The sequence below is a fragment of the Kitasatospora kazusensis genome, from assembly GCF_039529945.1.
Taxonomy (GTDB): Bacteria; Actinomycetota; Actinomycetes; order Streptomycetales; family Streptomycetaceae; genus Kitasatospora; species Kitasatospora kazusensis.
Map to the genome: position 1 here is coordinate 20,398 of NZ_BAAANT010000047.1, position 23,175 is coordinate 43,572.

At 69.3% G+C, this 23,175-nt stretch carries 14 protein-coding genes, 1 tRNA gene and 4 pseudogenes; 16 read left to right on the forward strand and 3 right to left on the reverse strand.

Annotation, left to right across the window (positions count from 1 at the left end):
• The first annotated feature begins 166 nt into the window (after positions 1–166).
• The 7 genes from ABD330_RS27675 (at position 167) to ABD330_RS27705 (ending at position 12,926) form a co-directional block, all read left to right on the forward strand.
• Entirely contained in the window at positions 167–712 is a 546-nt protein-coding gene (locus ABD330_RS27675; protein ID WP_344468735.1) for a hypothetical protein, read from the forward strand.
• A 155-nt stretch (positions 713–867) separates the two neighbouring features.
• Positions 868–2,778: a WXG100-like domain-containing protein gene (locus ABD330_RS27680; RefSeq protein ID WP_344468736.1), complete on the forward strand. Its 1,911-nt coding sequence runs from the start codon at positions 868–870 to the stop codon at positions 2,776–2,778.
• Between the two features lie 81 nt (positions 2,779–2,859).
• Positions 2,860–3,960 carry a hypothetical protein gene (locus ABD330_RS27685; protein ID WP_344468737.1) on the forward strand — a complete coding sequence of 367 codons (1,101 nt, stop codon included), beginning with the start codon at positions 2,860–2,862 and terminating at the stop codon, positions 3,958–3,960.
• A 4-nt stretch (positions 3,961–3,964) separates the two neighbouring features.
• The gene (locus ABD330_RS27690) at positions 3,965–8,383 is read left to right on the forward strand and encodes a toxin glutamine deamidase domain-containing protein (RefSeq protein ID WP_344468738.1); all 4,419 of its coding nucleotides are present in this window, start codon (positions 3,965–3,967) and stop codon (positions 8,381–8,383) included.
• Between the two features lie 143 nt (positions 8,384–8,526).
• Positions 8,527–9,792 carry an SUKH-4 family immunity protein gene (locus tag ABD330_RS27695; protein WP_344468739.1) on the forward strand — a complete coding sequence of 422 codons (1,266 nt, stop codon included), beginning with the start codon at positions 8,527–8,529 and terminating at the stop codon, positions 9,790–9,792.
• Between the two features lie 153 nt (positions 9,793–9,945).
• Positions 9,946–10,407: a DUF8189 domain-containing protein gene (locus ABD330_RS27700; RefSeq protein ID WP_344468740.1), complete on the forward strand. Its 462-nt coding sequence runs from the start codon at positions 9,946–9,948 to the stop codon at positions 10,405–10,407.
• 758 nt (positions 10,408–11,165) lie between these two features.
• Positions 11,166–12,926, forward strand: coding sequence for a PLL family lectin (locus tag ABD330_RS27705; RefSeq protein WP_344468741.1), 1,761 nt, complete (start codon positions 11,166–11,168; stop codon positions 12,924–12,926).
• A gap of 399 nt (positions 12,927–13,325) precedes the next feature.
• Here the strand turns inward: ABD330_RS27705 and ABD330_RS32585 are convergent.
• Positions 13,326–13,589: pseudogene (locus ABD330_RS32585) on the reverse strand (hypothetical protein); the annotation flags it as partial.
• A 92-nt stretch (positions 13,590–13,681) separates the two neighbouring features.
• On the opposite strand from ABD330_RS32585, the gene ABD330_RS27710 reads away from it, so the two are divergent.
• The 4 genes and pseudogenes from ABD330_RS27710 (at position 13,682) to ABD330_RS27725 (ending at position 15,461) form a co-directional block, all read left to right on the forward strand.
• A complete protein-coding gene (locus ABD330_RS27710) occupies positions 13,682–13,855 on the forward strand; it encodes a hypothetical protein (RefSeq protein WP_344468742.1) in 174 nt (57 codons plus the stop codon).
• Positions 13,855–13,920 (forward strand): annotated as a pseudogene (locus ABD330_RS32625) (hypothetical protein); the annotation flags it as partial. The gene ABD330_RS27710 and the pseudogene ABD330_RS32625, both read left to right, overlap by 1 nt.
• 575 nt (positions 13,921–14,495) lie before the next feature.
• The gene (locus ABD330_RS27720; RefSeq protein WP_344468743.1) at positions 14,496–15,155 is read left to right on the forward strand and encodes a helix-turn-helix domain-containing protein; all 660 of its coding nucleotides are present in this window, start codon (positions 14,496–14,498) and stop codon (positions 15,153–15,155) included.
• Positions 15,156–15,269: 114 nt separating this feature from the next.
• A complete protein-coding gene (locus ABD330_RS27725) occupies positions 15,270–15,461 on the forward strand; it encodes a hypothetical protein (protein ID WP_344468744.1) in 192 nt (63 codons plus the stop codon).
• Positions 15,462–15,508: 47 nt separating this feature from the next.
• Here the strand turns inward: ABD330_RS27725 and ABD330_RS27730 are convergent, their stop codons facing one another.
• A complete protein-coding gene (locus tag ABD330_RS27730) occupies positions 15,509–16,552 on the reverse strand; it encodes a PIN domain-containing protein (RefSeq protein ID WP_344468745.1) in 1,044 nt (347 codons plus the stop codon).
• A 441-nt stretch (positions 16,553–16,993) separates the two neighbouring features.
• Here ABD330_RS27730 and ABD330_RS27735 point away from each other — a divergent pair.
• From ABD330_RS27735 to ABD330_RS27745, 3 genes are all read left to right on the forward strand, one after another.
• Positions 16,994–17,070 (forward strand) — tRNA-Met (locus ABD330_RS27735).
• Positions 17,071–17,429: 359 nt separating this feature from the next.
• Positions 17,430–17,870: a hypothetical protein gene (locus ABD330_RS27740; protein WP_344468746.1), complete on the forward strand. Its 441-nt coding sequence runs from the start codon at positions 17,430–17,432 to the stop codon at positions 17,868–17,870.
• Positions 17,871–18,028: 158 nt separating this feature from the next.
• The gene (locus ABD330_RS27745; RefSeq protein ID WP_344468747.1) at positions 18,029–19,405 is read left to right on the forward strand and encodes a tetratricopeptide repeat protein; all 1,377 of its coding nucleotides are present in this window, start codon (positions 18,029–18,031) and stop codon (positions 19,403–19,405) included.
• Positions 19,406–19,581: 176 nt separating this feature from the next.
• Here ABD330_RS27745 and ABD330_RS27750 read toward each other — a convergent pair whose 3' ends face one another.
• The gene (locus ABD330_RS27750) at positions 19,582–20,430 is read right to left on the reverse strand and encodes an IS5 family transposase (RefSeq protein ID WP_344468748.1); all 849 of its coding nucleotides are present in this window, start codon (positions 20,428–20,430) and stop codon (positions 19,582–19,584) included.
• Between the two features lie 428 nt (positions 20,431–20,858).
• Between ABD330_RS27750 and ABD330_RS27755 the strand changes: the two are divergent.
• A pseudogene (locus ABD330_RS27755) lies at positions 20,859–21,263 on the forward strand (transposase); the annotation flags it as partial.
• A gap of 676 nt (positions 21,264–21,939) precedes the next feature.
• Positions 21,940–23,076 (forward strand): annotated as a pseudogene (locus ABD330_RS27760) (reverse transcriptase domain-containing protein); the annotation flags it as partial.
• Between the last annotated feature and the right edge of the window lie 99 nt (positions 23,077–23,175).

A 23,175-nucleotide genomic window follows, 5' to 3' on the forward strand; every position in this document is an offset into this window, starting at 1 on the left:
CCGGGCCTGCCTCCGGTCTGTCCGCCGTCCCGCTGTCGGTTCTTTCCCGTGTTGGGTTTTTTGCTGAGGAAGCGTCATGGATACCGATCGGCCGGAGTGGGCGGTCGGGTAGTGCAGCAGGTCAGGTTGGTGGCCCCCGGGGGCTGGAGTGAAGGGGGCAGGGCTCGTGGCTGACGCATCGTTCCATATCGACCTGGGGGAGGTGGAGGCTGCCGCGAAGCTGATCCGGGGCATGGTCGACGACCTCCAGGGGCCCACCAACGACCTGGAGGCCGTGGTGAAGCAGGTCACGGCCACGGTGTACGGCACGGACACGCTGGGCAAGGCGTTGACGGGTGCGGGTTCTTCGGTGGGTGGGTTGGCGGAGCACCAGCAGCAGGTGCTGGCGGGTATTCAGGAGTACCTGAAGAACTCGGCGGCGATGGCGCAGAACCTGCTGACCATGGTGGAGCAGCACCGTGCGACGGACGACCTGCAGGCCTCGGAGATGAAGCGCGTCCTGGACGGCGGCGCGCCGTCGTCGCCGGGGACGCCCACCAGCACGCCGACCCCGGTGGCTGTTCCGGTGGCGGCGCCCGGGCCGGTTCCGACGACGGTGACGGACTCGGGGTACCAGGACCCGACGAAGCCGAACCTGGACTACAACAAGCCGCCGCCCACCCGGCTGGAGCCCGGTCCGCGTACGGGCGCCGGTGGGCGTCAGCTCATCTGATCGTCAGAACCCGTTCCGTGGAACGGGTTCCCCCGCCCGCCGGATCGTCCGAGTCCGGTGGGGCATCGAATCGTCATCCAGGACGGCCTCGACCGGCCGTCGACTGCCGCCGTTTCCCGCGCAGCCGGGCAGTCCGTCCAAGAAAGTGACTCGTCATGATCGAGCTGCCGTCCGACCTCGCCGACGTGCTGAAGACCGTTCAGAGCAATCCGAACGGTACGGACATCGCCTTCCCCACGGGTAACGAGGACCTGTTGGCGGACCTCGCCCAGGCCTGGGACAAGTGGAATTCCGTCGCGGACACCCATGTCCAGGGGATCGTGGCGAATGCGCGGCGGGCGGTGGCCAGCATGTCCGGGCCCGCCGCCGACACGTTCCAGCAGTACCTGGACAAGTACGCGGGTCGTCCGGACTCGCATGCGCAGACGACGTTGCAGGCGACGTCGGCGGTGGCGCAGTCGTTGCGCGGTGCGACGCAGGCGGTGACGCACACCAAGACCGAGATGATCGGTGAGCTCCAGTACGCGAAGGAGTACATCGCCAGTCACCCGGCTGGGAAGCACGATGACGTCGCGCAGTCGGAGGGTGTGAAGCAGGCGGCGCAGACGTATCACACGTACGTCGGCCAGGTGGGGACGAACATCGACTCGATGCTGCGGCAGAGTGCCGGGCACATCGAGGCGATGACGGGTGCTGGGAAGACCGCCTCCCTGACCGGGACGGGCCCCAGCGGTCCCGGCGGCAGCGGACCGGGTGGGACGGGTCCGGGGTCCACGCCGCCAGGCGGCCCCGGGACGGGACTCGACGGCCTGACGCCGCCGCCCGCTCCAGGTGGGGCGGGTGGCGGTGACGGTGGTGGTGGGGCCGGCGGCGACGGTGGGGGTGGCGCCGGGGGCGGTGCGGGCGGGCACGGCGGCCACCTGCCGAAGATGCCCGCTGGTGGTGCGGGCGGGCACGGGCCCGCCTTGCAGCCGTTCGTACCGAAGATGCCGACGATGCCGTCCTTCGGCGGGCCCGGCAGCAGCAACGGTATGCCGGTCTTCAACCCCAGCTCCATCGGCAAGCCCCCGGGCCTCGCCCTGGCTGGCCTGCCGGGCTTCGACCCCAGCGGGGGTCTCGGCGGTGGCGCCGGGCTGACCCCCTTCGGCGGGGGCGGGGCCGCGCTGGGCCTCGGCGGCGGTGGCGGTGCGGGTGGCGGCTTCGGCGGCGGCGGTGGTGGTCTCGGTGGCGCTCTCGGGGGGCTGGGCAGTGCGCTCGGCGGAGCCGGCAGCGCGCTGGGTGGTGCTGCGGTCGGTGCGGCCGGCGTGCGGTCGGCTGCTGGGAGTGCGCTTGCGGGTGGTGCTGTCGGTCGGGCGGCTGGTGGTGCGGGGGCGGCGGGTAGTCGTCCGGGCGGGAGCATGCCGCACCTGCCCAGTGGCATGGGAGGCAAGGGGGGTAAGGAGGGCAAGAAGGCCAGCAGGTTCGCCCGGCCGACCCGGTTCGGTCTGCAGGAGGGCGAGGAGGAGCCGGAGGCACTGCGCGGCGACCGTGGCGTGGTCGGCCAGGCGACGGAGCTCCAGCCCCGCGACAAGCAGTGGCAGAAGATGCGGCAGCGCTGGATGGACGAGGCCCGTACGGAGGGTCACGGCCAGGCTCAGGGCGCGCCCGAGGAGGCCGTGGCGGCGGAGGCGCCGGCGGCCAGTGAGAACGCCCTGCTCGCGCAGCTGGCGGGTGCGATCCTCGGGCCGGATGCGGCTGCTGCGGCGACTGCTGACGGATCGTCCGGTGAGGAGGGCGGTGCCGAGAAGGCTGCGGAGAGCTCCGGTACGTCGACGGACCAGGCGGCCGGTGGCGGCGGCGAGAACGACGCGTACCTCGACCGGGCCCGCTCGGTGGCGTCCCGTCGCGGTCGGCCGGACTCGGAGCCGGCCGAGGCGCCGTGTACGGAACGCGCCGAGAGCGCGCCAGCCATGCCCGCCGCCGCACCGGCGAGCCCCCCGCGACTGCTGGAGGAGGGCGGGTACCAGGTGCCCAGCCCGTTCATGCGCGCCGCGCTCGCCAAGCTCGCCGCCGCACCGGCGGCCTGACGGTGAACCGCCGTCCCATATCCCTTGCCCGAACGGACGGTCCCCGGACCGGTCGGCCCACCCTGGTGATGAGGAAGCGTCATGGATGACCAGCAAGCCCCGGAATTTCGCGCGGCCGAACGGACCGAGCCCGAGTACACCCCCGCTCATGAGCAGCTGATCACCGCCCAGCCGATGCAGATGCGCGAGGGCACGCAGCCGGGTGAGTCGTCGGCGCAGGTGATGCGTGATCCGGTGGGGGAGCGGGTTGCGGTGCAGGGGTTGGCGCCGGGTGAGTCGTCGGCGCAGGTGATGCGTGATCCGGTGGGGGAGCGGGTTGGGGTGCAGGGGTTGGCGCCGGGTGAGTCGTCGGCGCAGGTGATGCGTGATCCGGTGGGGGAGCGGGTTGGGGTGCAGGGGTTGGCGCCGGGTGAGTCGTCGGCGCAGGTGATGCGTGACCCGGTGGGGGAGCGGGTTGGGGTGCAGGGGTTGGCGCCGGGCGAGACGCCGGCGCAAGTGATGCGTGATCCGGAGGAGGCCGTCACGCCGCGTATCGGGACGGTGATACCGCAGACGCCGGCGGACCAGGGCGTCCCGGCGCAGGTGGCGCTGTCGGGGTCGGGGTTGCCGGGTACGACTCCTGCGGTGCAGTTGGGGGGCGCTCCGGCCTCCGTCGAGGGGGCGCAGCCGGGTGTGCCGGTCGCGATGAAAACGCCTGCACTGCAGGGCACGAGCCAGTCCTCCGGCAGTGGCAGTGGCAGTGGCAGCGGCGCCGGGCAGGGCTTCCAGGTCAGCCCGGAGCAGTACCAGGCGGCGGTCTCGCCGATGCTGGCCGCGTCCGAGCAGGTCATGACGTTGTTCACGGCCCTGAACTCGTACCTGCCGAGCATGGAGTCGCAGGCGCCGTGGGGCAAGGACGAGTCGGGGAAGAAGTTCGCCGAGGGTGAGAAGGGCTACCTGAAGTACAGCGCGGACACCCTCAAGGCGCTGAAGGGCCTGCCCGACAGGCTGAAGTACATCGCTGACGGTCTGAAAGTGATGGCCCAGGGCTACGAGGGCGCCGACAGCGGCGTCACGTCCGATCTCACCGGCCAGGACGGCCAGTTGAGCGCGGTGACGCCGCCGGCCTGGTCGCCGAGCGTCCATACCCCGATCACTCCGATGAACACCTACGAGCACGTGAACCAGAGCGGAAGGCACTGACCCGATGGCTACCGAACTCCCCGAGCCACTGCAGTGGGTCCTGTTGCTTCTCGCCGGTACGCGTTGGCCGGAGCAGGACGAGGACCAGCTGCGGGACATGGCCGATCACTGGCGCAAGGCCGCCACCGCTCTCCAGGACGCCTCGCACGCGGCGGACGCCGCCGTGAAGCAGGCCCTGGAGGGCCAACAGGGCGCTGCGGCAGACGCGTTGACCAAGCACTGGGCCGACTACACGGTGGGCAAGGGGACCGACCAGGACCCCGGCTACCTGCCCAGCACGATCGCCGCCTGCAACGGCATGGGCGACATGCTGGAGGGCATGGCGAACTCCGCCGAGACCGCGAAGATCTCGATCATCGCGCAACTCGGCATCCTTGCCTTCGAGTTGGCCACCGCCGAGGCGGAGGCCCCGGTCACGGCGGGTGCCTCGTTGGTGGAGGTCCCGGTGATGGTGCAGACCACGCGTCAGGTGGTGATGGACTTCCTTAAGACGCTGTTGAAGGAGGCGCTGCAGCACGCGCTGAAGCAGGCCGTGCAGATGGCGGCGATCAACCTGCTGGCGCAGTCCATCGAGTTGGCGGAGGGGCACCGCAAGAGCATCGACATGAAGGAGGTCGGGCAGAACGCGCTGGGCGGCGCGGTGGCGGGGGCGACCGGTCATCTGCTGGGCAAGGGCATCGGTGCGGCGGGCGAGAAGCTGGGCCTGGGCGGGCTGATGGGCACGACCGGCGGCAAGATGCTCACCGGCGCGGCGGTCGGCGTCGGTACGGACGCGCTCACGCAGGAGATCACCACCGGTCACGTGGACACCGGCAGCCTGCTCGGCTCGGGCCTCAGCGGCGGCGCGGGCGCTGGGCTGCACGCGGGCGCGGCAGCGGCGCGTGACCACTTCAGGGAGCCGACCGCGCCGCCGCCCGAGGGCGCCCTCGGCGGTGGTGGTGCGGGTGGCGACCACGCTGCTCCGCCGACCTTCACCCCCTCCACCTCCACTGACCACGCGTCCGGCGGCTCGGGTGACAGCTACCACGGCCCGAGCGCCGATACGCCAGCGCCCGACCACACCGGCGGCTCCTCCGACACACCTACGTCGACCGGCGTCACCGGCCTGACCCCGTTCGGCTCCAACCGTCCCAGCGCGGGTGAGTCGGCCGGCGGCTCGGGCCACGACAGCTCGGCGCCCGCGCCTGATCCCGTGTCGGCGGGCACTGGTCACGGCAGCGGCGACGAGAAGTTGAGTTACCTGGACACCGGGGACGGGACGGTCTACCCGGACGGCACCACCGGCCTCTCGACCCACGAGCCAGCTCCCGAACCGACCCACGAGCCCGCGCCGTCGGAGCATGCGCCGGAGGGCGCTTCGTCCGGTGGTTCGGTCCATGAGGACTCCGCGCCTGCTCCCGAGCCGGCGTCGGGCCATATGCCGGGCGAGGGCTCGACCGGGACCGGGGGTGAGGGTCACGGCAACGGAGAGGAGAGGCTGCGGTACCTGGACACCGGGGACAAGACGGTCTACCCGGACGGCACGACCGGCCTTTCGAGCCACGACAGTTCCGCACCCCCTCCCGAGCCGGCGCCGACCCACCAGGGCGAGACGCTGAACCCCGGTGGCGACACGGTCCCGTCGCACCAGAGCGAGGCCGCTCCCGTCCACGATCAGCAGTCGGTCACCGCTGCCCCGCCCCACGAGGCCGCGCCGCAGCCGGTCGCCTCGGAGAACCGTCCCGCGCCGTCCGAACCAGCCTTCGCCGGGGGCGGCGGGGGCGGCGGGGGCGGCGGGTCCGCTCCGGCGGCGTCCCACAGCTCGCCGGACCTCGCGGGCGGTGGCCACTCCACCGGCAACACCCCGATGCCCGACACCCACCTGGCCGGTCTCGGGAACACCACCCACCTCGACGGCACCCGTGTCGCGAGCGGCCCGGCCCCGACGCGCCCTGCGCCGGGTGACCGCGTGCCCGGCTCGCCGGACGACGTCCAGGCTCCCCCGTCCGGCACCGACGCCCCGGCGAGCGCCACGAACAGCGCGAACGGTGCGAACAGCGGAGCCGTTCCGCCGCAGATGGGCGCGATGCCGCACATGCCCGGGGGATCGGCGCCGCACGCCGCGCCCACTTCGCACAGCACCGCCGCACCGCCGCAGGCCGCTCCCAAGCCCGCCCGCGGATCATCGTTCGTGACCGCCCCCGGCACCGGCGGGCTGAAGCTCGGCCCGATCCGCCCCCGTCCGGAAACGCATGCGCCCTCGCCGGAGCCGTCTTCCCAGACCCCGCACAGCGGCTCGCCGCGAAACGACCAGCCGCACAACGGGAAGACCTCGCCCGGCGAAACCCCCCACGGTGATACTGCGCCCAAGGACGGCACCGCCGCACCGCACCACGAGGACACCGAGCACAACCCGACGGCGCAACCGCAGCCGCACCGCCCGGCCACCGGCGACCGCCCGATAGGCGGCGAGGGCGGCCTGGAGGAGCCCAGCGAACTCGACGTCGCCCGCATCAATGGCGCGGTCCCGCACAATGAGGACGGCACGCCCCAGCGCCACCCCGACCCCAACGAGGGCAACTGGCTCGCCGCCATCAACGGGGAACCCCCGCACGGCCCCGGCCGCAACAACAACTGCGTCGACGCGACCCTGGCCGTCCTCGATACCTTCCACGGCGACCCCACCCCGGCCGCCGCCCGCACCCCGGACCACGACGCCAACGGCCACCCCTCGGACCTCGGCGAGCGCGCCGGCCGCGACCGTGTGGAGAAGAACCTCGGCGCCAAATTCTCCGACCTCGGCAACGGCCCCGCCGCCTTCCACCGCCTGGAGGAAACCCTCCACAAGAACGGCCACGGCTCCTCGGCCGCCATCACCACCATCGACGCCGACGGCCGCTCCCACTCCTGGAACGCCCTCAACCACAACGGCAAGATCACCTACGTCGACGGCCAGACCGGCAAACACAGCGACCAACCCTTCCACGAAGGCAACAACGGCGTCTTCGCCATCCCCCTCGACCCCAACCGCCACCCCACCACCCCCGTCCCCCACACCGACCCGAACCACAACCCCGCCGACGACCGCCGCGCCCCCGAACGCCCCGGCATGGACGCGGGTGGCCTGGAGACGGAGGGGGTCGATGCCGAAGACGCAGCCGCCTCAGGCCGGGCCGAGCGCAGCGATGCAGCTCGGTTCCAGAGGTTCCTGGAGAACGGAGGCTCCCGGGTCAGGATTCCTGACGGAACGCAGTTTATGTTTAGCAAAGGCATTCATTTTAAGAAGCTGCCGAACGTCGCCAGGCCGGTGCGTGTCACATCTGAAGAATCGGTGACGGCAGCTATGGGTGAGGGGGCCATTCTCGAACGAAAGAATAGTGAACAGGAGTGGGAAAACTCGGGCCTGCCATCCTATGAATTCCCAATCAGGGCCGGTGGCGACGATGCTGGCGAAGGTGCCGCTACTAGTGACCCCGCCGCCGGTAGTTCGACGGCGGGGCCCTCGGTGGCAAAACCAACGGTGAAGACCAAGTCAAACAAGAAACTCGATCTCACCATGGAATTCCATAAGGAGAACCCCTACGGATTTGCGCATTATTCGATGAGGACAATCGCGAAGAATGACCATCACCTGACAATTGACAATGCACTGGCAACGTTGGGTTCAACGATAGCCGGACAGGGCCGTGAGGGTGTCCTCCCGTTGGGTGAGTTCATAACGACGCGCGCAGATCATGTTGATGCTCAGGATAAGCGGGATGCCGAAAATGAGAAACCCGGCAAGGGAAAGGCTGTGGTCGGGAAGTCCGGCAAGGCGAAGGCCGAGGAAGACCTCTGGAACAAGGCGACTTTTGGGAAACAGAGCCAGTCGCACGGTTTCAGCAGAATTGACAACTTGCACTTCTATCCGGCGAGGAATGAAAGTGGTGTAACGCTCGCTGAATTCATGAAGTTCACGGACACCTCCCTTGACAGGCTGGGACTGGAGGCGGATTCTCGCACCAAGATGAAGCAGTCCGTCGATTTTCTCGCCCAACGCTTGACGAGTGCTGCCAAGATCAAAGCACCCAAGGACCGGGAGGCTGACGTTCTCTATATGGCCGGGGATAATAAAAAGGGCGGGGTTGTCGAGGTCATGACCTATGCCGTCCAGATGACACTTCACAACAATGCTCGTGCCGTCCCGGCCGCCCTTGAAGCCATGGTGAGGGACCATGACGATACCGGTATTCAACTCGACGAGCATTCCTTTGGCGAGATCAAGGAGTCACTTGTTCCTCGGGGCCCCAGGACTCCTGAAGATTCTGTGAAGATCGCGAAGATCGAGGATGACATGAGGAAGAACGGGTGGAAGACCAAGAACGGCGAAACGCTCGATCCGGTCAAGAAGGCAATTATCGCGCAGTACCGGGATGACGTAATGGACTGGATCAGGAATCCCTGAGCGGTCGGGGATTTTCCGGCTCCCTCGCGCGCACGGGGGACGGTGGAGGATGTTCTACGCATCAGGTAGAGCTCCCCAATGGGCGGACTCGCATGAAAACAGATATGCGCCCGCAAATTTAAGAATCTGATGGAGGAGTTTTCGTGATCAGCCGGGAGCAAGCACTCAGCACGGCCGACGCCTGGCTGAACGCCGGCAGCAGTGACGGTACCGCGCGTGAGGTGCGCCACCGGGAGTTCGATCTCGGGTGGGCGGTGTGGGCGGCGCCCGCGCCGTTGGAGCGGGACCCGGTGACCGGTGAGCGGCGGCCGCCTGCTGATCTGGGGCAGGCCTGTGGGGTGGTGGACCGTCAGAGCGGGGAGCTCAGTGTCTGGTCCTCGATCCCCGTGGACGAGGTCATCGAGGCGTACCGACTGCAGGCCCGTCCTGCCACCGGGCCGGGCAACACCCTCGCCGCGACCTATGCCGACCCCGGCACCGGCCAGGACGCGCGGATCGACCTGACCGCCGCCCCCGGCCGGCCGCCGGTGGAGCACCAGTTGGCGGCCGAACTGGCCCGGCTCGGCGTCGCGCCCACCGCCGTCCACACGATCCACACCGCGCTGCGGCCCGCCACCCTTCCCGGTGGATACCCCGCCGCCCTGATGGAACAGCACTTCCCCGCCGCCACGGTCACCTTCGACCACTCGTACGGCATCAGCGCCCAGGAGCGCGCCGAAGGAGCAGCCGCCCTGACGGAGCGGGTGCAGCGCGAGGTCCGCCCCGCGCCGCCGCGCCCCAGGCGGGTCCCGGTGCCGGAGCCCGGCAGCGTCACTGCGGCGGAACCAGTGAGGGACGTGGAGCTGGGCCGCCGGCTCGCCGCCGCTTTCCCCCAGGTGGTCCGCTACGACGCCGACGACCTGTCAGCCAGTGCGCTGCCCGACGACGCCTGCTCCACGCTCGTCTGGGCCGGCCAGCCCGCCGAGGTGCCGCTGTTCTTCACCGCCGACCGGCTCGAAGAGCCCCCGTCCGGCGGGCTCTTCGCCGACCTGCGCACCCACCTGCGCACTGCGGGCACCGCCGTCGAGCCCGCGACCCTGGACATCCTCGCCGGCTGGACCCGCATCGGCACGGACGGACTCTGCGTCGTCGCCGTCCGCTGCACCGGCGACGAGACCGGCTCCGTCTGGGCGGTCCACCCGCGCACCGGCAGCGGACGCTTCGTCAACACCTCAGTCTCCGCCTTCCTGCGGAGCCTCGTCCTGCTCACCGGCACACGCGCAGCCCTGGCCGGACTCGACCCCGTCGAAGCCGGTGGCGCCCTCGCCGCTCTCCAGACCGCCCTCGCCGAGACCGACCCCGCTGCCTTCCGTACGGACAGCACCTGGTGGTCCGTCATCACCGAACAGCTGTGGCACGGCCTGTTCTGAGCGGGCGTTCGCCGACTTTCGTCGACCGCATATCCGCCCACCCGAAACCCGGCGCGGCCTGCTCAGGCCACGTCGCTCACCCCGACAACACTCGCGCGGGGACCGCTCCGGCCAGATGCCGGAACGCGAACCGTGCGGCAGAGAGGACCTTCCATGACCACAACCAGCAGGCCCGCCCGTCCGTCCGGCCCGGCCGTCAAGATAAGGGCTGCCGTTGTCGCGGCCACCATCGCCTTCGGCGGGCTGGCCTTCGCGGCCGGGCCGGCCCAGGCGGACAGCACCTGCCAGCTCAAGGGCGCGCCGTACGACTGCAGTTACACCGTGACCTCGGTGACGCTTCCGGACGGGACGAAGGAGCTGTTCGTCGTCGGGACCGACCACGCGGTGTGGACGAACTGGAGCTATACCAACGGAAGTTGGTCCGGATGGCAGTCCATGGGCGGCGGTGTCGAGAGCGGGATCACCGTCGGCGGGAAGGCTGACGGCGGCTGGTCGTTCTTCATCAGCGCTACGGGCACCGACGGCAACACCTGGTACCGTCAGCGATCCGCGAACGGGTACTGGGGGCCCTGGCACCTTCCCTGTCCTGAGCCGGACTTCAACTCGTCGTGCTGATCCATTCGCCGACCTGTCGGTGACGGGTCTGTAACAGCCGGCGGTGTAACCCGGGTTGTGTGAGCCTTCGGCGGCCGACGGAGAGTCGGCCGCCGAAGGCGATGTCGAATGCCTGGAGTGGGTGCTGTCACGTTGATGCGCGTGCGTTCGGCTGAGGGTGTTCTGCGGTACCAGGAAGCCTGACGGGCAGGCTGCCTCACACGCCGCACGAGCTGCGGGGCCGTGGCTACGCGGCCCCGCCGGCTGGACAGACCCGGTCTCGTCGGTGTGCCGTCGGGTCGCACCGAAGATTTCGTCCAGGTCCTGGGGCGCCGCACCGTCTTTCGAGTCAGTGAAAGGTGGGGAGCGCGGCGGCCCACTGTGCGGTGGTGGTGCCGGTCACCGCGTACGGGCCGGTGGTGCGGATGAGCTGGTAGGAGTCGGCGGCGGTCGCGTGGCTGACCCCGGCGGAGGTGGCCGACCGGATGGGCGAGGTCTATGCCGGCCGGCTACTCGACGCGCTCCAGGACGACGCGGGCCCGCAGGTCCGGACTCACGACGGCCGGACGATCCTCCGTCTGCCGCAGGCGGGCTGACTGGAAGTGAGTACGGTCGCCCGGTCAGGCTCCGGCTGCCCTCCGCCCGCCCGCGCACCGTTCCGGAATCCGGCAGAAGTATCACCGTCGGCAGTTCTACCGGGCCAAATGCCTGGTCAAGTCGGCCGGTCGGTGATCGACTAACCCACGTCCCCTCTCCCTCCTCCCCTTGGAGCGCAGCCAGTGAAGTTCAGAAAGACCCTGGTCGTCGTGTTGGCCGCGGCGGTCCCGATCCTGGGGCTCGCCGGGCCCGCTTCGGCGGCCGGATCCTCTCCGAAGCCGAACCCGCAGTCCACGTCGAAGCCGCCGATCGCCGCGATGCGCGCAGCCGCCGCCACGCTTGCGACCCGCAACGCGACCGGCACGGTCAACGCGGTGCCGAGCGGGCCGATGACCTTCCACGGCGGCCCGGTGCAGACCGCACCGAAGGTCTACCTCGACTTCTGGGGCTGGAACTCCGATCCGGCGGGCGTGAAGAGCCAGATCATCAGGTTCTACAGCCACGTCGGCGGCTCCCCGTGGCTCGCCACCGTGAGCCAGTACGGCGCGGGCTTCCAGCCCGGTCTGCTCGCGGGGGTCTGGTCCGACCCGACCGGACCGACGATGGCCCAGCCGACCATGTCCGACATCGGCGACGAGGCCATCCACGCCGCCTCCGCCATGGGCGTCACCGCGAGCGTCAACGCCCAGGTCATCGTCCTGCTGCCCACCGGCCACAACTACTCCACCGCATTCAAGAGCGACTGCGGCTGGCACGCCGTCGCCAACGGGAGCCTCCCCTATACCGCGATGCCCTACTTCGGGGACGACACCACCCGCCAGTGCGGTGAGAAGCAGTACTCGGTGGCGGGTGCCTACAGCAAGGTCGGTGGCCACGAGCTGGCCGAGACGATGACCGACCCGTATCTCAACGCCTGGTACACGGATAGCCTGGACGGCGAGATCGGCGACCTCTGCAACTGGCAGGACATCAGCAAGCAGAACGTCAACAGCGCGGCTTTCTACGTGCAGTCGCTGTGGAGCAACGCCTCGAACAGCTGCACACTCGCGTCCGGCGCCTGGACCGGCCTGATGAACAACAACGGTGCCCCGCCGCCCGGCATAGCCTCCGGGGCCTCGCCGACCGTCTCCTCCTTCCAGCAGGGCCGCCTGGACGTCTTCGTCCGGGGCGCCGACGGTGCGATCTGGCACCAGTGGTGGGACGTGAACGACTACTCCGGCGCCAAGGGCGGCTGGAGCGCCTGGGAATCGCTCGGCGGCAACGTGGTCTCCAACCCGACCGCAGTCTCCTGGAGTAGCTCCCGCCTCGACCTGTTCGCCATCGGTGGCGACGGCAACATCTGGGACATGACCTGGACCTCCACCGGCGGGTGGACCGGCTGGCAGAACTTCGGCACCCCGCCGCCCGGCATAGCCTCCGGTGCCTCCCCCGTCGTGACCTCCTCCGGTAACGGCCGCCTGGACCTCTTCGTGCGCGGCGCCGACGACGCGGCCTGGCACGTCTACTACAGCGGCGGCTGGAGCGGCTGGCAGTCCCTGGGCGGCGGGCTCAGCTCCGACCCGACCGCAGTGGCCCAGGACCCCAGCCACTACGACGTCTTCGCCCTCGGCACCGACGGCAAGATCTGGCACGACTCCTGGACCGGCGGCGCCGACTGGAACGGCTGGACCCAGGACGTGGCCACCCCGCCCGCCGGCATCGCCGCGGGCGCCTCCCCCACGGTCGTGACCTGGAACGGCGCCCCCGGCAACCTGGAACTCTTCATCCGCGGTAAGGACAACTCCATGTCCTACAACCTCTACGACGGCTCCGGCTGGGGCGGCTGGGGCGCCCGCGGCGGCAGCTACATCTCCAACGCCGCCGCGATCACCCCGGGTCCCGACCAGATCAACTGGTTCGGCATCGGCGGCGACGGCAGGATCTGGTCCCAAGCCTGGGCCTGACCCCACAACAGATCCGGGGAAGCCCAGGCCGGACGCCATCCGCCTGGGCTTCCCCGGATGGTGTCTCCGGCCACCGGTCTGTGTTCGAGTCGATCCCGGGGGGAACTTCAGCGGGAGTCGTCGGTTCGAACCCGACATGGGGTCAGAAGCGGGCGCTGCGGCGTGGGGAGCCGGTTCGGCTGTCCAGTTCGCGTAGTTCGGCGGCTTCGAGTTGGCGGGGGCTGTTGAGGTCGCGCAAGGCTTCGCGGGCGGCGAGGAGGGTGGCGCGGGCCTCGTCGTTGCGGGCCAGGCGGCGTAGTACGAGTCCGAGGTCCAGCCGGTGAGCGCGGCCCAGGCGGCCAGCTTGGCGGTGTCGAAGGTGGCCAGCGCCTGCCTGAGGGGCTGCTCAGCCTCGGCCCAACGGCCCAGCGCTACCAGGTCGTTGCCGATGTGCCGACGGGTCGCCGCGAGGTAGAGCGTGAGCAGATCGGTCTGCTGCCCGGGTATGCCGGTCCGACTGATCGCCGCGTTGCGCCGGTGGATGTCCAGGGCTTCCTCGGCCCGGCCGGCCTGGCGCAGGTGCTTGCCCAGGGCGTTGAGGGTGGAGAGCCAGGCGAGGCGGCCCTGTACAGTGAGTGACTCTGTCGGTGATCTTCGGATTCTCAGGCGCGGCGGCGTGATCATCGGCCATGCTCGGCTTGGTTCTGAAGGTCGAGTGTCGTAGGCGAGGTGGGCCGATGTCTCTCCGTCCCCGTTCTGGCGTGCAGGTTCCGCCGTTGACCGCGCAGGTGGCGCGGGCGAGTAATCCCCGTGGTACGACGGCGATGTGGGTGCGTGACCGGCTGGACGGACTGTGGAGAGACGAGGACTTCGACGCCTGGTATCCGCGCGACGGGCGGCCGGGCCTCTCGCCCGCCCTGCTGGCCACCGTCAGCGTGCTGCAGTCCTAATGAACCTGTCCGACCGTCAGGCGGCCGAGGCGGTGCGCTGCCGCATCGACGTCAAGTACGCCCTCGGCCTGGAGCTGGACGATCCCGGCTTCCACCACAGTGTGCTGTCCGACTTCCGCGAGCGTCTCGCCGAGGACGGCCGGGCCGACACCCTCCTCGATCTCGTGCTGGCCCGGCTGAAGGAGGCCGGCCTGGTCAAGGCGCGTGGCCGGCAGCGGACCGACTCGACCTATGTGCTGGCCGCCGTGCGGGAACTGACCCGTCTGGAGCTGGTCCTGGAAGCGGTCCGCGCCGCCCTGGAGGAGGCCGCCCGCGACTGCCCCGATCTTCTGGAGGGCTTGGTGGACGAGGACTGGGCCTTGCGTTACGGGCGGCAGGTCCGCCTGGTCAGCCAGCCCAGCCATCCGGCCGCCCGCCTGGAACAGGCCGGCCACGACGCCGTCGAACTCCTCGGCCGCATCCGCACCCACCGTCCGCCACAGGGCCCGGCGGCGCAGGCGCTGCGACAGATCATCCTGCAGAACTTCCTGGTGGACGCCCGCGGACAGCTGCGTCCACGCGCGGCATCCGCACCGTCCCCGCCTTCCTGCAGGCCCTGCGCGAGCTCAGGATCTGGGCGGGCAACCCCTCCTTCCACGCCATGGCACGCCGCATCCAGGTATCCCCATCCACCCTGTGCGACGCCACCAGCCCCGCGCGTACCGCGCTGCCCACCGCCTACGCCGTCCGCTCATTCGTCGCCGCGTGCCTGCCCAACCGCGCACCGGACAACACCGAGGCGAAGGCGTGGCTCGCCACGTACCACCGCCTGCGGGCACAGGAGGAAGACCGCCACCCACGACCCCGCCCACAGGACGACCGCGGACCCGGCACGACCGCACCCGACGCGCCCGCCCCGGCCGCCGAGGTGCCGCCCGGCACGCGCGCTACCCGGAGCTGGCCGATGATGGACGGCATCCCGCCGGAGCGGGCCGCCTTCGTCACGGCGCTGCAGCAGGCCCTGGCCGGCACCGAACTCTCCCAGCGCCAACTCGCCTCCCAGAGCAACTGCAGCCCGGGTACCCTCTCGCGCTACCTGCGCGGATCCCGCCTGCCCACGCTCTGGAACCTGGAGGACCTCCTTGCCGTCCTCTTTAGCGCCGGCGCAGACCGCCGCCTCCTCAGGAAGCTGCCCGACCTGCACCTGAATGCCGACAGATCTACCGGGGACAAGCGCCTGCTCGCGCACCTGTACCGCGAGAACTGCGTGCTGCGTGACGAGCTCGCCCGCGCCCGATCCCCCCGGAGCACCGCAGCCTGACACCACATCCCCGCTCCGTTACGGCCGCGCCACGCGTCCCCGGTTCACTCACGGTGGCCTACCGGTCGGCCCGTTCACAGCCTGGCACGCCACGTGATGGGGCATGATCACCGTGTGAGTACGTGGTGGGTGGGGCGCAGGGACGAGCTGCTGGCGGACCCGGCGGACGCGTTGGTGTTCTTCGGCGCGCCCCCGCTCGACGACCCTGGTGTCGGTAGCCAGTTCCAGTTTTCCGACCACTTCGCTGACCGGATCAGCCTTGACCTGGTGCGATGCATCGCTTCGGTGTCCGCGTCGGCTCGTTGAGGCTGACGGTGATCCCTCTGAGTCCCCTTCGCCAGGCTCGCCAGCGGTCAGTCCGTGATGGTCACGGACATGGAGGAGAACTCTGCTTCGACCACGGCTCCGCTCTCGTCCTGCACAACCAACGCAGTGCCGGCCGCAGTGACATGAAGGCGGTATTCGCCCTTTATCGAACTCGGAGCCAGGCCATCTGGCCTGTTGCGGGTGAAGATGCCAGACGACCATGTTCCGGTCAGAGTCGAGAGGGTCAGCCCGTCTCCCCTGCACTGGCGCGCCTTGCCGATCTTGCCTCGAAGGCGCGGGGGCCGAACCCGAGCCCACTCTGGGAAGGCAGCGCGTGGGGCGGGTGAGAGCATGCCCAAGGTCTCGCGTGTGATGGCGTCTCGAAGGATGCTGCGGAAGTCCTCCCGCTCGGTGATCTCCTTCGCGTCGACCCATGCACTCGGATAGCCGATCTCGGCGAGCGCCGCGACGATGTCGAGGCGGAGAACCAGCGGCGCCTCGCCAATCTCGTCGCGAAGTGCCGGGGCGAAGGCTCCGCGGTCCTGCGGGTCCGAGAAGCCCTTGTCTTCGGTCACGAAGATGACCGGGAGTGGCCTGCCGGCCGCGCTGGACTTGCCAGCGATCTTCGCCTGCACCGACTCCAGGTCGTTGTCCCGTCGGGCTGCGCGAAGCGCGGTCAGGTAGATCGTGGTGTCTCGTCCGCCCTCGCCGTTGGCCTTGCAGGGAGGCCGACGGTCAGCCTCCCGGTCCAGCGCCTCAAGAGCGTCCTCCGGCGCGGTTGGCAGGACGTTGAAGGCCTCCCGCAGTTTGGCTTCGAAGAAGTCGGTCTCCAGTTCCGTAGGGCGATCTGACCAGGCTGTTGAGACTATGCGGGAAGCCGGCCGGACGTACTTGTTCACTTCACGCTGGGCTGCTTCAAGCGCCTTGCGGGCCTGGGTGAGGGCCTCGCGATGCTGCCGTACCGTCTCGCGCAGAACGATGTCGGTGATGGCGAGAGTGTGTCCGCAGCGGCTGGCAGCTGCGGACAACAGGGTCAGCGTCGGGTTGCCGGGAAGAACTCGATGCAGCTGGTTGGCGTCAAGAAGGATCACTTTCGCAGGGTAGTGATGCTCACCGGCCGCCGTCCGGACTTTCCGACCTTGATCTATTGGACTGCGGCATCCCGTTCCAGGAGTTCGGCTTCGAGCGTGGCGATCCGCCGTTCTGCGAAGCGGAGGTTGGAGCGGGCGTTTTCGAGTCGTTCCTGAAAGGTGCGGTGCTTGGCGTGCACGCCGTGCCCGCACTCCGGGCAGTCCAGCGGCACGCGCGGGCGTACCTGGTGGACGGCCGTCCAGGCTCAGCCGCACCCGAGGTCGTCCCGGCTGGCATCCAGCTGGCCCCGCTCCGCGTGCACCGCAGCGATCGCCATCCAACCTTCGCCCGCCGTTCCCAAGCCTGCCCGCCCAGGCCCGCCAGCCAACCGTTGTGACCGCGACGGGCCGCAAACCGGTTCGCACCCGGCAGCTGACGTGCCGTACAGTCAAGGTCACCGACGCGGGGTGGAGCAGCTCGGTAGCTCGCTGGGCTCATAACCCAGAGGTCGCAGGTTCAAATCCTGTCCCCGCTACCAATCCGGGCCCGGTGCGCCAAGGCGCACCGGGCCCGGCCGCGTCTTCCCCGCGAGGGCTACTGCCCCGGTGCGGACTGGGCCCGGCCGCGCCCAGCGCTGCTCCGCGGCTGCTTCTGCCAGATCGACCTCCTGCTCCAGTCCGTCGACGCCGGTGATCACCCGGCCGGGTGCTCCTGGTGCGGGACTACCTCGCGGCTGGGGGCCGTCGGCGTTGAGCACACGGGCCGCCCCTCGCGGCTGGACGAAGACACAGGCAGTCGGTGGCGGCTTTCGCTGCTGGCGCTCGGCGGCTGGCAAGGTGCCGGAGCGGGCTACGGTGTGCATGGCGATCAAGCGGGTTCGGGTGGGGGAGTGAGCGGGTGGCGCAGATCGTGGTGCCGGGGCCGGAGCCGGACTGGCAGCCGGCCACCAGTCCGTCGTACAACGTCGGGAGGAACCCGGCCGCGCAGTTCAGCCTGTGGGTGGCGGCGGCCGGCTCGTTGCGGATGGTGGCCGGGCTGAAGCCGCCACTGGATGTGCTCGCCGCCAGGTTGCGGTTGACGCTGGAACGCAGCTGGGAGGACCTGGGCGAGGTCGACACCGCCGTCTTCCGCATCGAGGGCCTGAACTTCGCGCTGAGCCAGATGACCTACGGCCAGCCGCAGACCTGGGTGTGGCTGCACCGCTCCCACGAGGATGCCGACGCCGCGCTGGAGGTCCTGCTGCGCGCCCTCGGTGTGGGCCCAGGCGCCGTGGAGTTCACCGGGGGTCCGGAGACCGGATTCCACTACCCGGACGGCGCCCGCCCGGCGGCCTCCTGAGCCACCGTCCGGGACGTGGCCCCGCTCTCCCGCTGGCCGGCACGGCCGCTTAAGACCGACGGGGCTGCTTACCGGTGAAGTACCCCCGCAGCAGGCGTTGGTGCGCGCCCGTAGGGGCTGCAGGTCGTTGTCAGAGGTGGGGACTAGGATGCGCTGCCGTGGACGCTGCTGATCTTGACTACCAGGCCCGGACGTTGTCCGGCTGCATTCCTCCGCTCCTGGTCACCCGACTGCTTGAGCTGGGCCACACGGAGGAGGTGGAGTTCCAGGCCGGCCGTGGGGAGTGGTTCTGCGCGCGGGAGTGGGCCCGGCTGCGCGGCGACCAGGGCCAGCAGGGGCAGGCGCTGGAGGTGCTCGCTCCGTACGTCGCGACGGGTTGGTGGCCGGCCGCCCGAGCCCAGGCGGAGCTGCTGGAGGGCTGGGGGCGGGTGGAGGAGGCGATCGCGCTGTCCCGCCCGTACGCGCAGGCGGGAGACCGGTCGGCGCTGGAGTTCTTCGCACGCCTGCTGGCCCGCCACGACCACAGCGACGAGGCGTTCGCGCTGCTGCGTACCGGAATCGAGGACTGGTTCCTCGCCGCAGCCCTGGTCGACGTCGCCGAAGGCACCGGCCTGGACGAGGAGGCCGCGGCGCTGCTGACAGGCCGGAACGACGCGGGCCACCCTTGCGGTGACCCCGGTAAAAACAACCCCGGCTGCGACAGCCGCCGCACCGAACCGTCCAACGCCGTCGGACTACTCGCAGCGATCCGGGAACGTCAGGGCCGCATTGAGGACGCGATCGCCCTGCTGCGCACCCGGGACGCGACCTCCGTCAACGGCCGTGACCAGCTGGCCGACCTGCTGGCGAGGCACGACCGGATCGAGGAACTGCGCGCGTACGCGGCGTCCGAGTACCACGGGCACGCCGCGCGGCGCCTCGCCGAGATGTTGGAAGAGCACGGTGACGTGGAAGGCGCGATCGACGTGTACAGGCAGCCGGGCGAATCGTTGGCCCGCCGGTGCCACGGCGCGGTGCAACTGTCCCAACTTCTGGCCCGGCACGGCCGGGGCGACGAGGCGATCGAGGTGATGCGCACGCTCGCGGACTCTCCCGGCGGCGCGGACGACTGGATTGTCGACACACTGTGCACCCTGTACGCCGACCACGGCCGCTCCCAGGACGGCCTGGCCTACCTCGACGCCCTCAAGGCGCGCCGCGGCGGTGAGGAGGAGTGGGACTACTCCAGGATGCGACTTCCGCTCATGGCCCACTGCGGTCTGCTCGACGAAGCGATCGAGCAGGCGCGGGCGCACCCCGAGGGCGGCACCTGGTACGCGGCCTGGAGCATTTCCGACCTGCTCGCCCAGGCCGGCCGCACCGACGAAGCCATCGCCGTCCTCGAACAGCACGCGCCCTCTAACAGCTCCGTCCTCGCCCAGCGCCTTGTCGACCTCGGCCGCATCAAGGACGCCGTACGAGTTCTCCAACAGCCGAGGATCAAACCGGCCACACCAACTTGGGATGGCGCCTTCTCCGTCGAACCCCCGTTCTGACACTGCGCACTCCGGGCCCGGCCCGTTGGTGGGGGAACCATGGTCAAACTTCGCTGAGGGCAGGACACCTCGATTGAAGAGATCGGCACTCGACAATCCAACTGAACCTGCAACACAGACTGTCATTGACAACTAGGCTTGTCGATATGACTTCTGAGAGGGCGTTCGATACCGATTTAGGCTGCCGCGAGGGGTCTCGGTCGGAGGTATTGCCCGACTTTGTCAGGGCTGGCGGTCAGGCGGGTGGCCATGGAGTTGACCATGGCCCAGTGGATCATCGAGCGTGACCGGTCCGGCAGCTCCTCGTAGTCGCGGTGGAGCCGCCGGTACCGGGACATGATCCCGAAGGTCTGTTCCACGCGCCAGCGGATCGGCTGGACGACGAAGCCCTTCTGCTCCTTGTCGCGGGAGACGACCTCGACGTCGATGCCCAGCGCGGTGCCGTGCCTGACGACGCCGTTGTTGTATCCGGCGTCGGCCCAGGTCTTGGTGACACTGGGCCACTGGGCGGCGAGGGTGTCCAGGATCTGCCTGCCGCCGGCGGAGTCCTGGACGCCGGCGGCGGTGACGATCAGCACGAGGATCAGGCCGAGGGTGTCGGTGGCGATGTGGCGCTTGCGGCCCTTGACCCGTTTCCCGCCGTCGTAGCCCTGGCTCTCGGCCGGGGCGTTCGCCGACGCCTTGACCGACTGGGCGTCGATGATCGCGGCACTCGGCAGGATCCGGCGGCCCTTCTTCGCCCGGAGCTGGTCACGGAGCGTGTCGTGGATCTGTTCGGCGGTGCCGTCCCGCTCCCACTCCTTGAAGTAGCCGTAGACGGTGGTGTGCGGCGGGAAGTCGTGCGGCAGGTACCGCCAGGCGACGCCGGTCCGGGTGACGTAGAGGATCGCGTCGACCACCTCGCGCAGTTCTGTCGTGGGCATCCGCCCCTCGGCGCGGGTCCGGCGCCACTCGGTCAGCATGGGCTCGATGAGCTCCCACTGGTCGTCTTTCAGGTCCGAGGGGTACCGCCGTCGTTCTGTCACACCTGATCAATACCGCTGACACGGACCCGACCACCACGGGATCATGGAATCGAGTCCGTGCCGCGATGCAGAAAGCCGGACAGTTGGGGGGAATCCCCTACCGAACGCCCTCTGAGAGGGCGATAAGAGCCAACTCGCCCTGGTTTATGTGATCGCCCCGGAGGGTTATAGGGGATTTACCGGACAGAGCTCCCTCCAGTGAGGCGGGAGTCACCGTTCGAAGCCTGCCGATGAGGCCGTCCACGCGAATTCCGCAGGAGATGGTCCGTCACCACGAGGAGCAGATCAGGACCAAGTTCGAGGAAACGGCTCTTATCGCCCTCTGAGTGGACGTTAAGTCCCTTTTCTCTCGGTTCGTGATCGCTCGTACGTGTGAACGTCGGCCGTACTGGCGTGCCAGCTCGGGTTCGGGTGATGTTCTGCGGCACATGGACAGACGGGCGTATCCGAGCGACTTATGGGACGAGCAATGGGCGTTGATCGAGCCGATGATCACGGCCTGGAAGCAGGAACGGGTGACGCGATCGGCGACCGGGGCCCCGGGCTCCTGCGATCTGCGGGAGATCGTGAACGCGGTCTTCTACCAGAACCGGACGGGTTGTCAGTGGCGCTACCTGCCCCATGACCTGCCGTCCTGGTCGGCGGTGTTCTACTACTTCGGCCTGTGGCGCCAGGACGGGCTCGACCAGCGGATCCAGGAACTCCTGCGCTGCCAGGTACGGGAGAGAGCCCGGCGATTAGAGGACCCGTCCCTCGTGATCATCGACACCCAGTCCGTGCGCGCGGCCGCCGGTGTCCCGAAGACCACGACGGGGCTGGACGCGAACAAGAAGGTGGTGCGACACGATGCTGCACGAGATGAGTGGATGCGCTGGTCAGAGGCCCGACGACTGATGTCGGCGGCGTAGTTCCTGGCCAGTGCTCAAGGCCAGTCCCCACCCCGACGTGCGTTGCCGGTAACGGCTCGGTGCGGAGCTCGGGGGAGAAGCCCAAGGGCCTGCGTTCCATCCGCGGGCCACAGGCAAGGGGAAGACCGGACGGGTGAACGCGAGTGAACCCCTGATGATGCTTCGTGATTTTCGGCTCCGCAGGTGGGATGTTCCAGCGGGGTGCAGGACTGGCCGTTGAGAAGCGGCAGGCGCCGGTTGGGGATTCCTTGCCAGCCGGGAGAGCATCGCCGTCCCGGAGTCAAGGGGGCACCCACCCCGGTCGTATCTCGCTCGCGTGGAACGTGGTAACCCCGATGGGGTCCGGAGACACCGTCTCCGGTAAGCCGACCGCAAGGAAGGCCCAACTCCCCAGCGGGAACAGGATGATCCAAAAAAGCCAAGGCCGGCGGCCGAAAGGCGGCAGGAAACCGGGACTGGTGGCCAGCGCCTCCGCTGGCCGTCCCGAACAACTGGCCGGATACGGGCTCTGCCCGGACCCGAAAGGGTGCTGACGTGGATCAGGTGGGCCTGTGAGGACCCGATGACTTCAACGCTCGAACCGACGGACAAGTTGGACACCATGGCGACACCGATATCCACGGCGGATTCCGCCGTGGTCCACCGGGCTGCGGTGAACGGACCAGAGGACGACCCCACCGACTGGCTGTCGATCGACTGGCAGGCGGCAGAAGGGGAAGTACGGCGGCTGAGGCAGAGGATCTTCACGGCATCGCAGGCAGGGGACCTGAAACGGGTCCGCAATCTGCAGAAGTTGATGCTCCGTTCCCGCTCCAACACGTTCATGAGCGTGCGGCGGGTCACGGAGGTCAATGCTGGCCACAAGACGGCGGGCATCGACGGGATGGTCGTGTTACTGCCCCAGGGCAAGGCCGAATTGGCCGACTGGATGCAGCACAGGGCCGCTCCGTGGAAGGCCCGACCCGTCAGGCGGGTGTTCATTCCGAAGGCGAACGGACGGCAAAGGCCGCTCGGGATTCCCGTGATCTTGGACCGCTGTCTTCAGGCTGCGGTCCTCGGTGCACTTGAACCCGAGTGGGAGGCACGGTTCGAGCCGCGATCCTATGGATTTCGGCCCGGCCGTGGCTGTCAGGACGCGATCCAAGCCATCTTCCAGACCGCGAAAGGCAAGTTCCCCAAGCGGCAGTGGGTGCTGGACGCCGACCTGACGGCGGCATTCGACCGGATCGACCATGATCGGCTTCTGGGTCTGCTCGGAGGGTTCCCCGCGCGGGGACTGGTCGAGCAGTGGCTCAAGGCCGGAGTGGTTGACCAGGGAAGATTCGCCCCGACGGTGGAGGGGACCCCGCAAGGCGGGATCGTTTCACCGCTGTTGATGAACGTGGCTCTTCATGGGTTGGAGGGGGCGGCCGGGGTCCGCTATCGGCGAACCGGTGCTCACGCCGGGGAGACCGAGGCGGGCTCGCCGATCTTGATCAGGTACGCCGACGACCTGGTGGCTCTCTGTCACAGTCGTGACGAGGCCGAGCAGGTCAAGGCCCGGCTTGCCGCGTGGCTGATGCCCGGGGGTCTGGTCTTCAACGAGGACAAGACGCGCATCGCGCACCTCGATGATGGTTTTGACTTCCTGGGGTTCAACGTCCGCCGTTATCGCGGCACGCTGCTGATCAAGCCGAGCAGGGCTGCCCTGCAACGGATTCGGGACCGGCTCTCCGCCGAGGTGGTGAACCTGCGAGGGGTCTGGGCTTGATCCGCTTTGACGGACACCTGAGATCAGGGGCTTCGGCCCCGGAAGGATGATGTCCATCATGGAGAGCATGGGGAAGAAGAAGCCGCG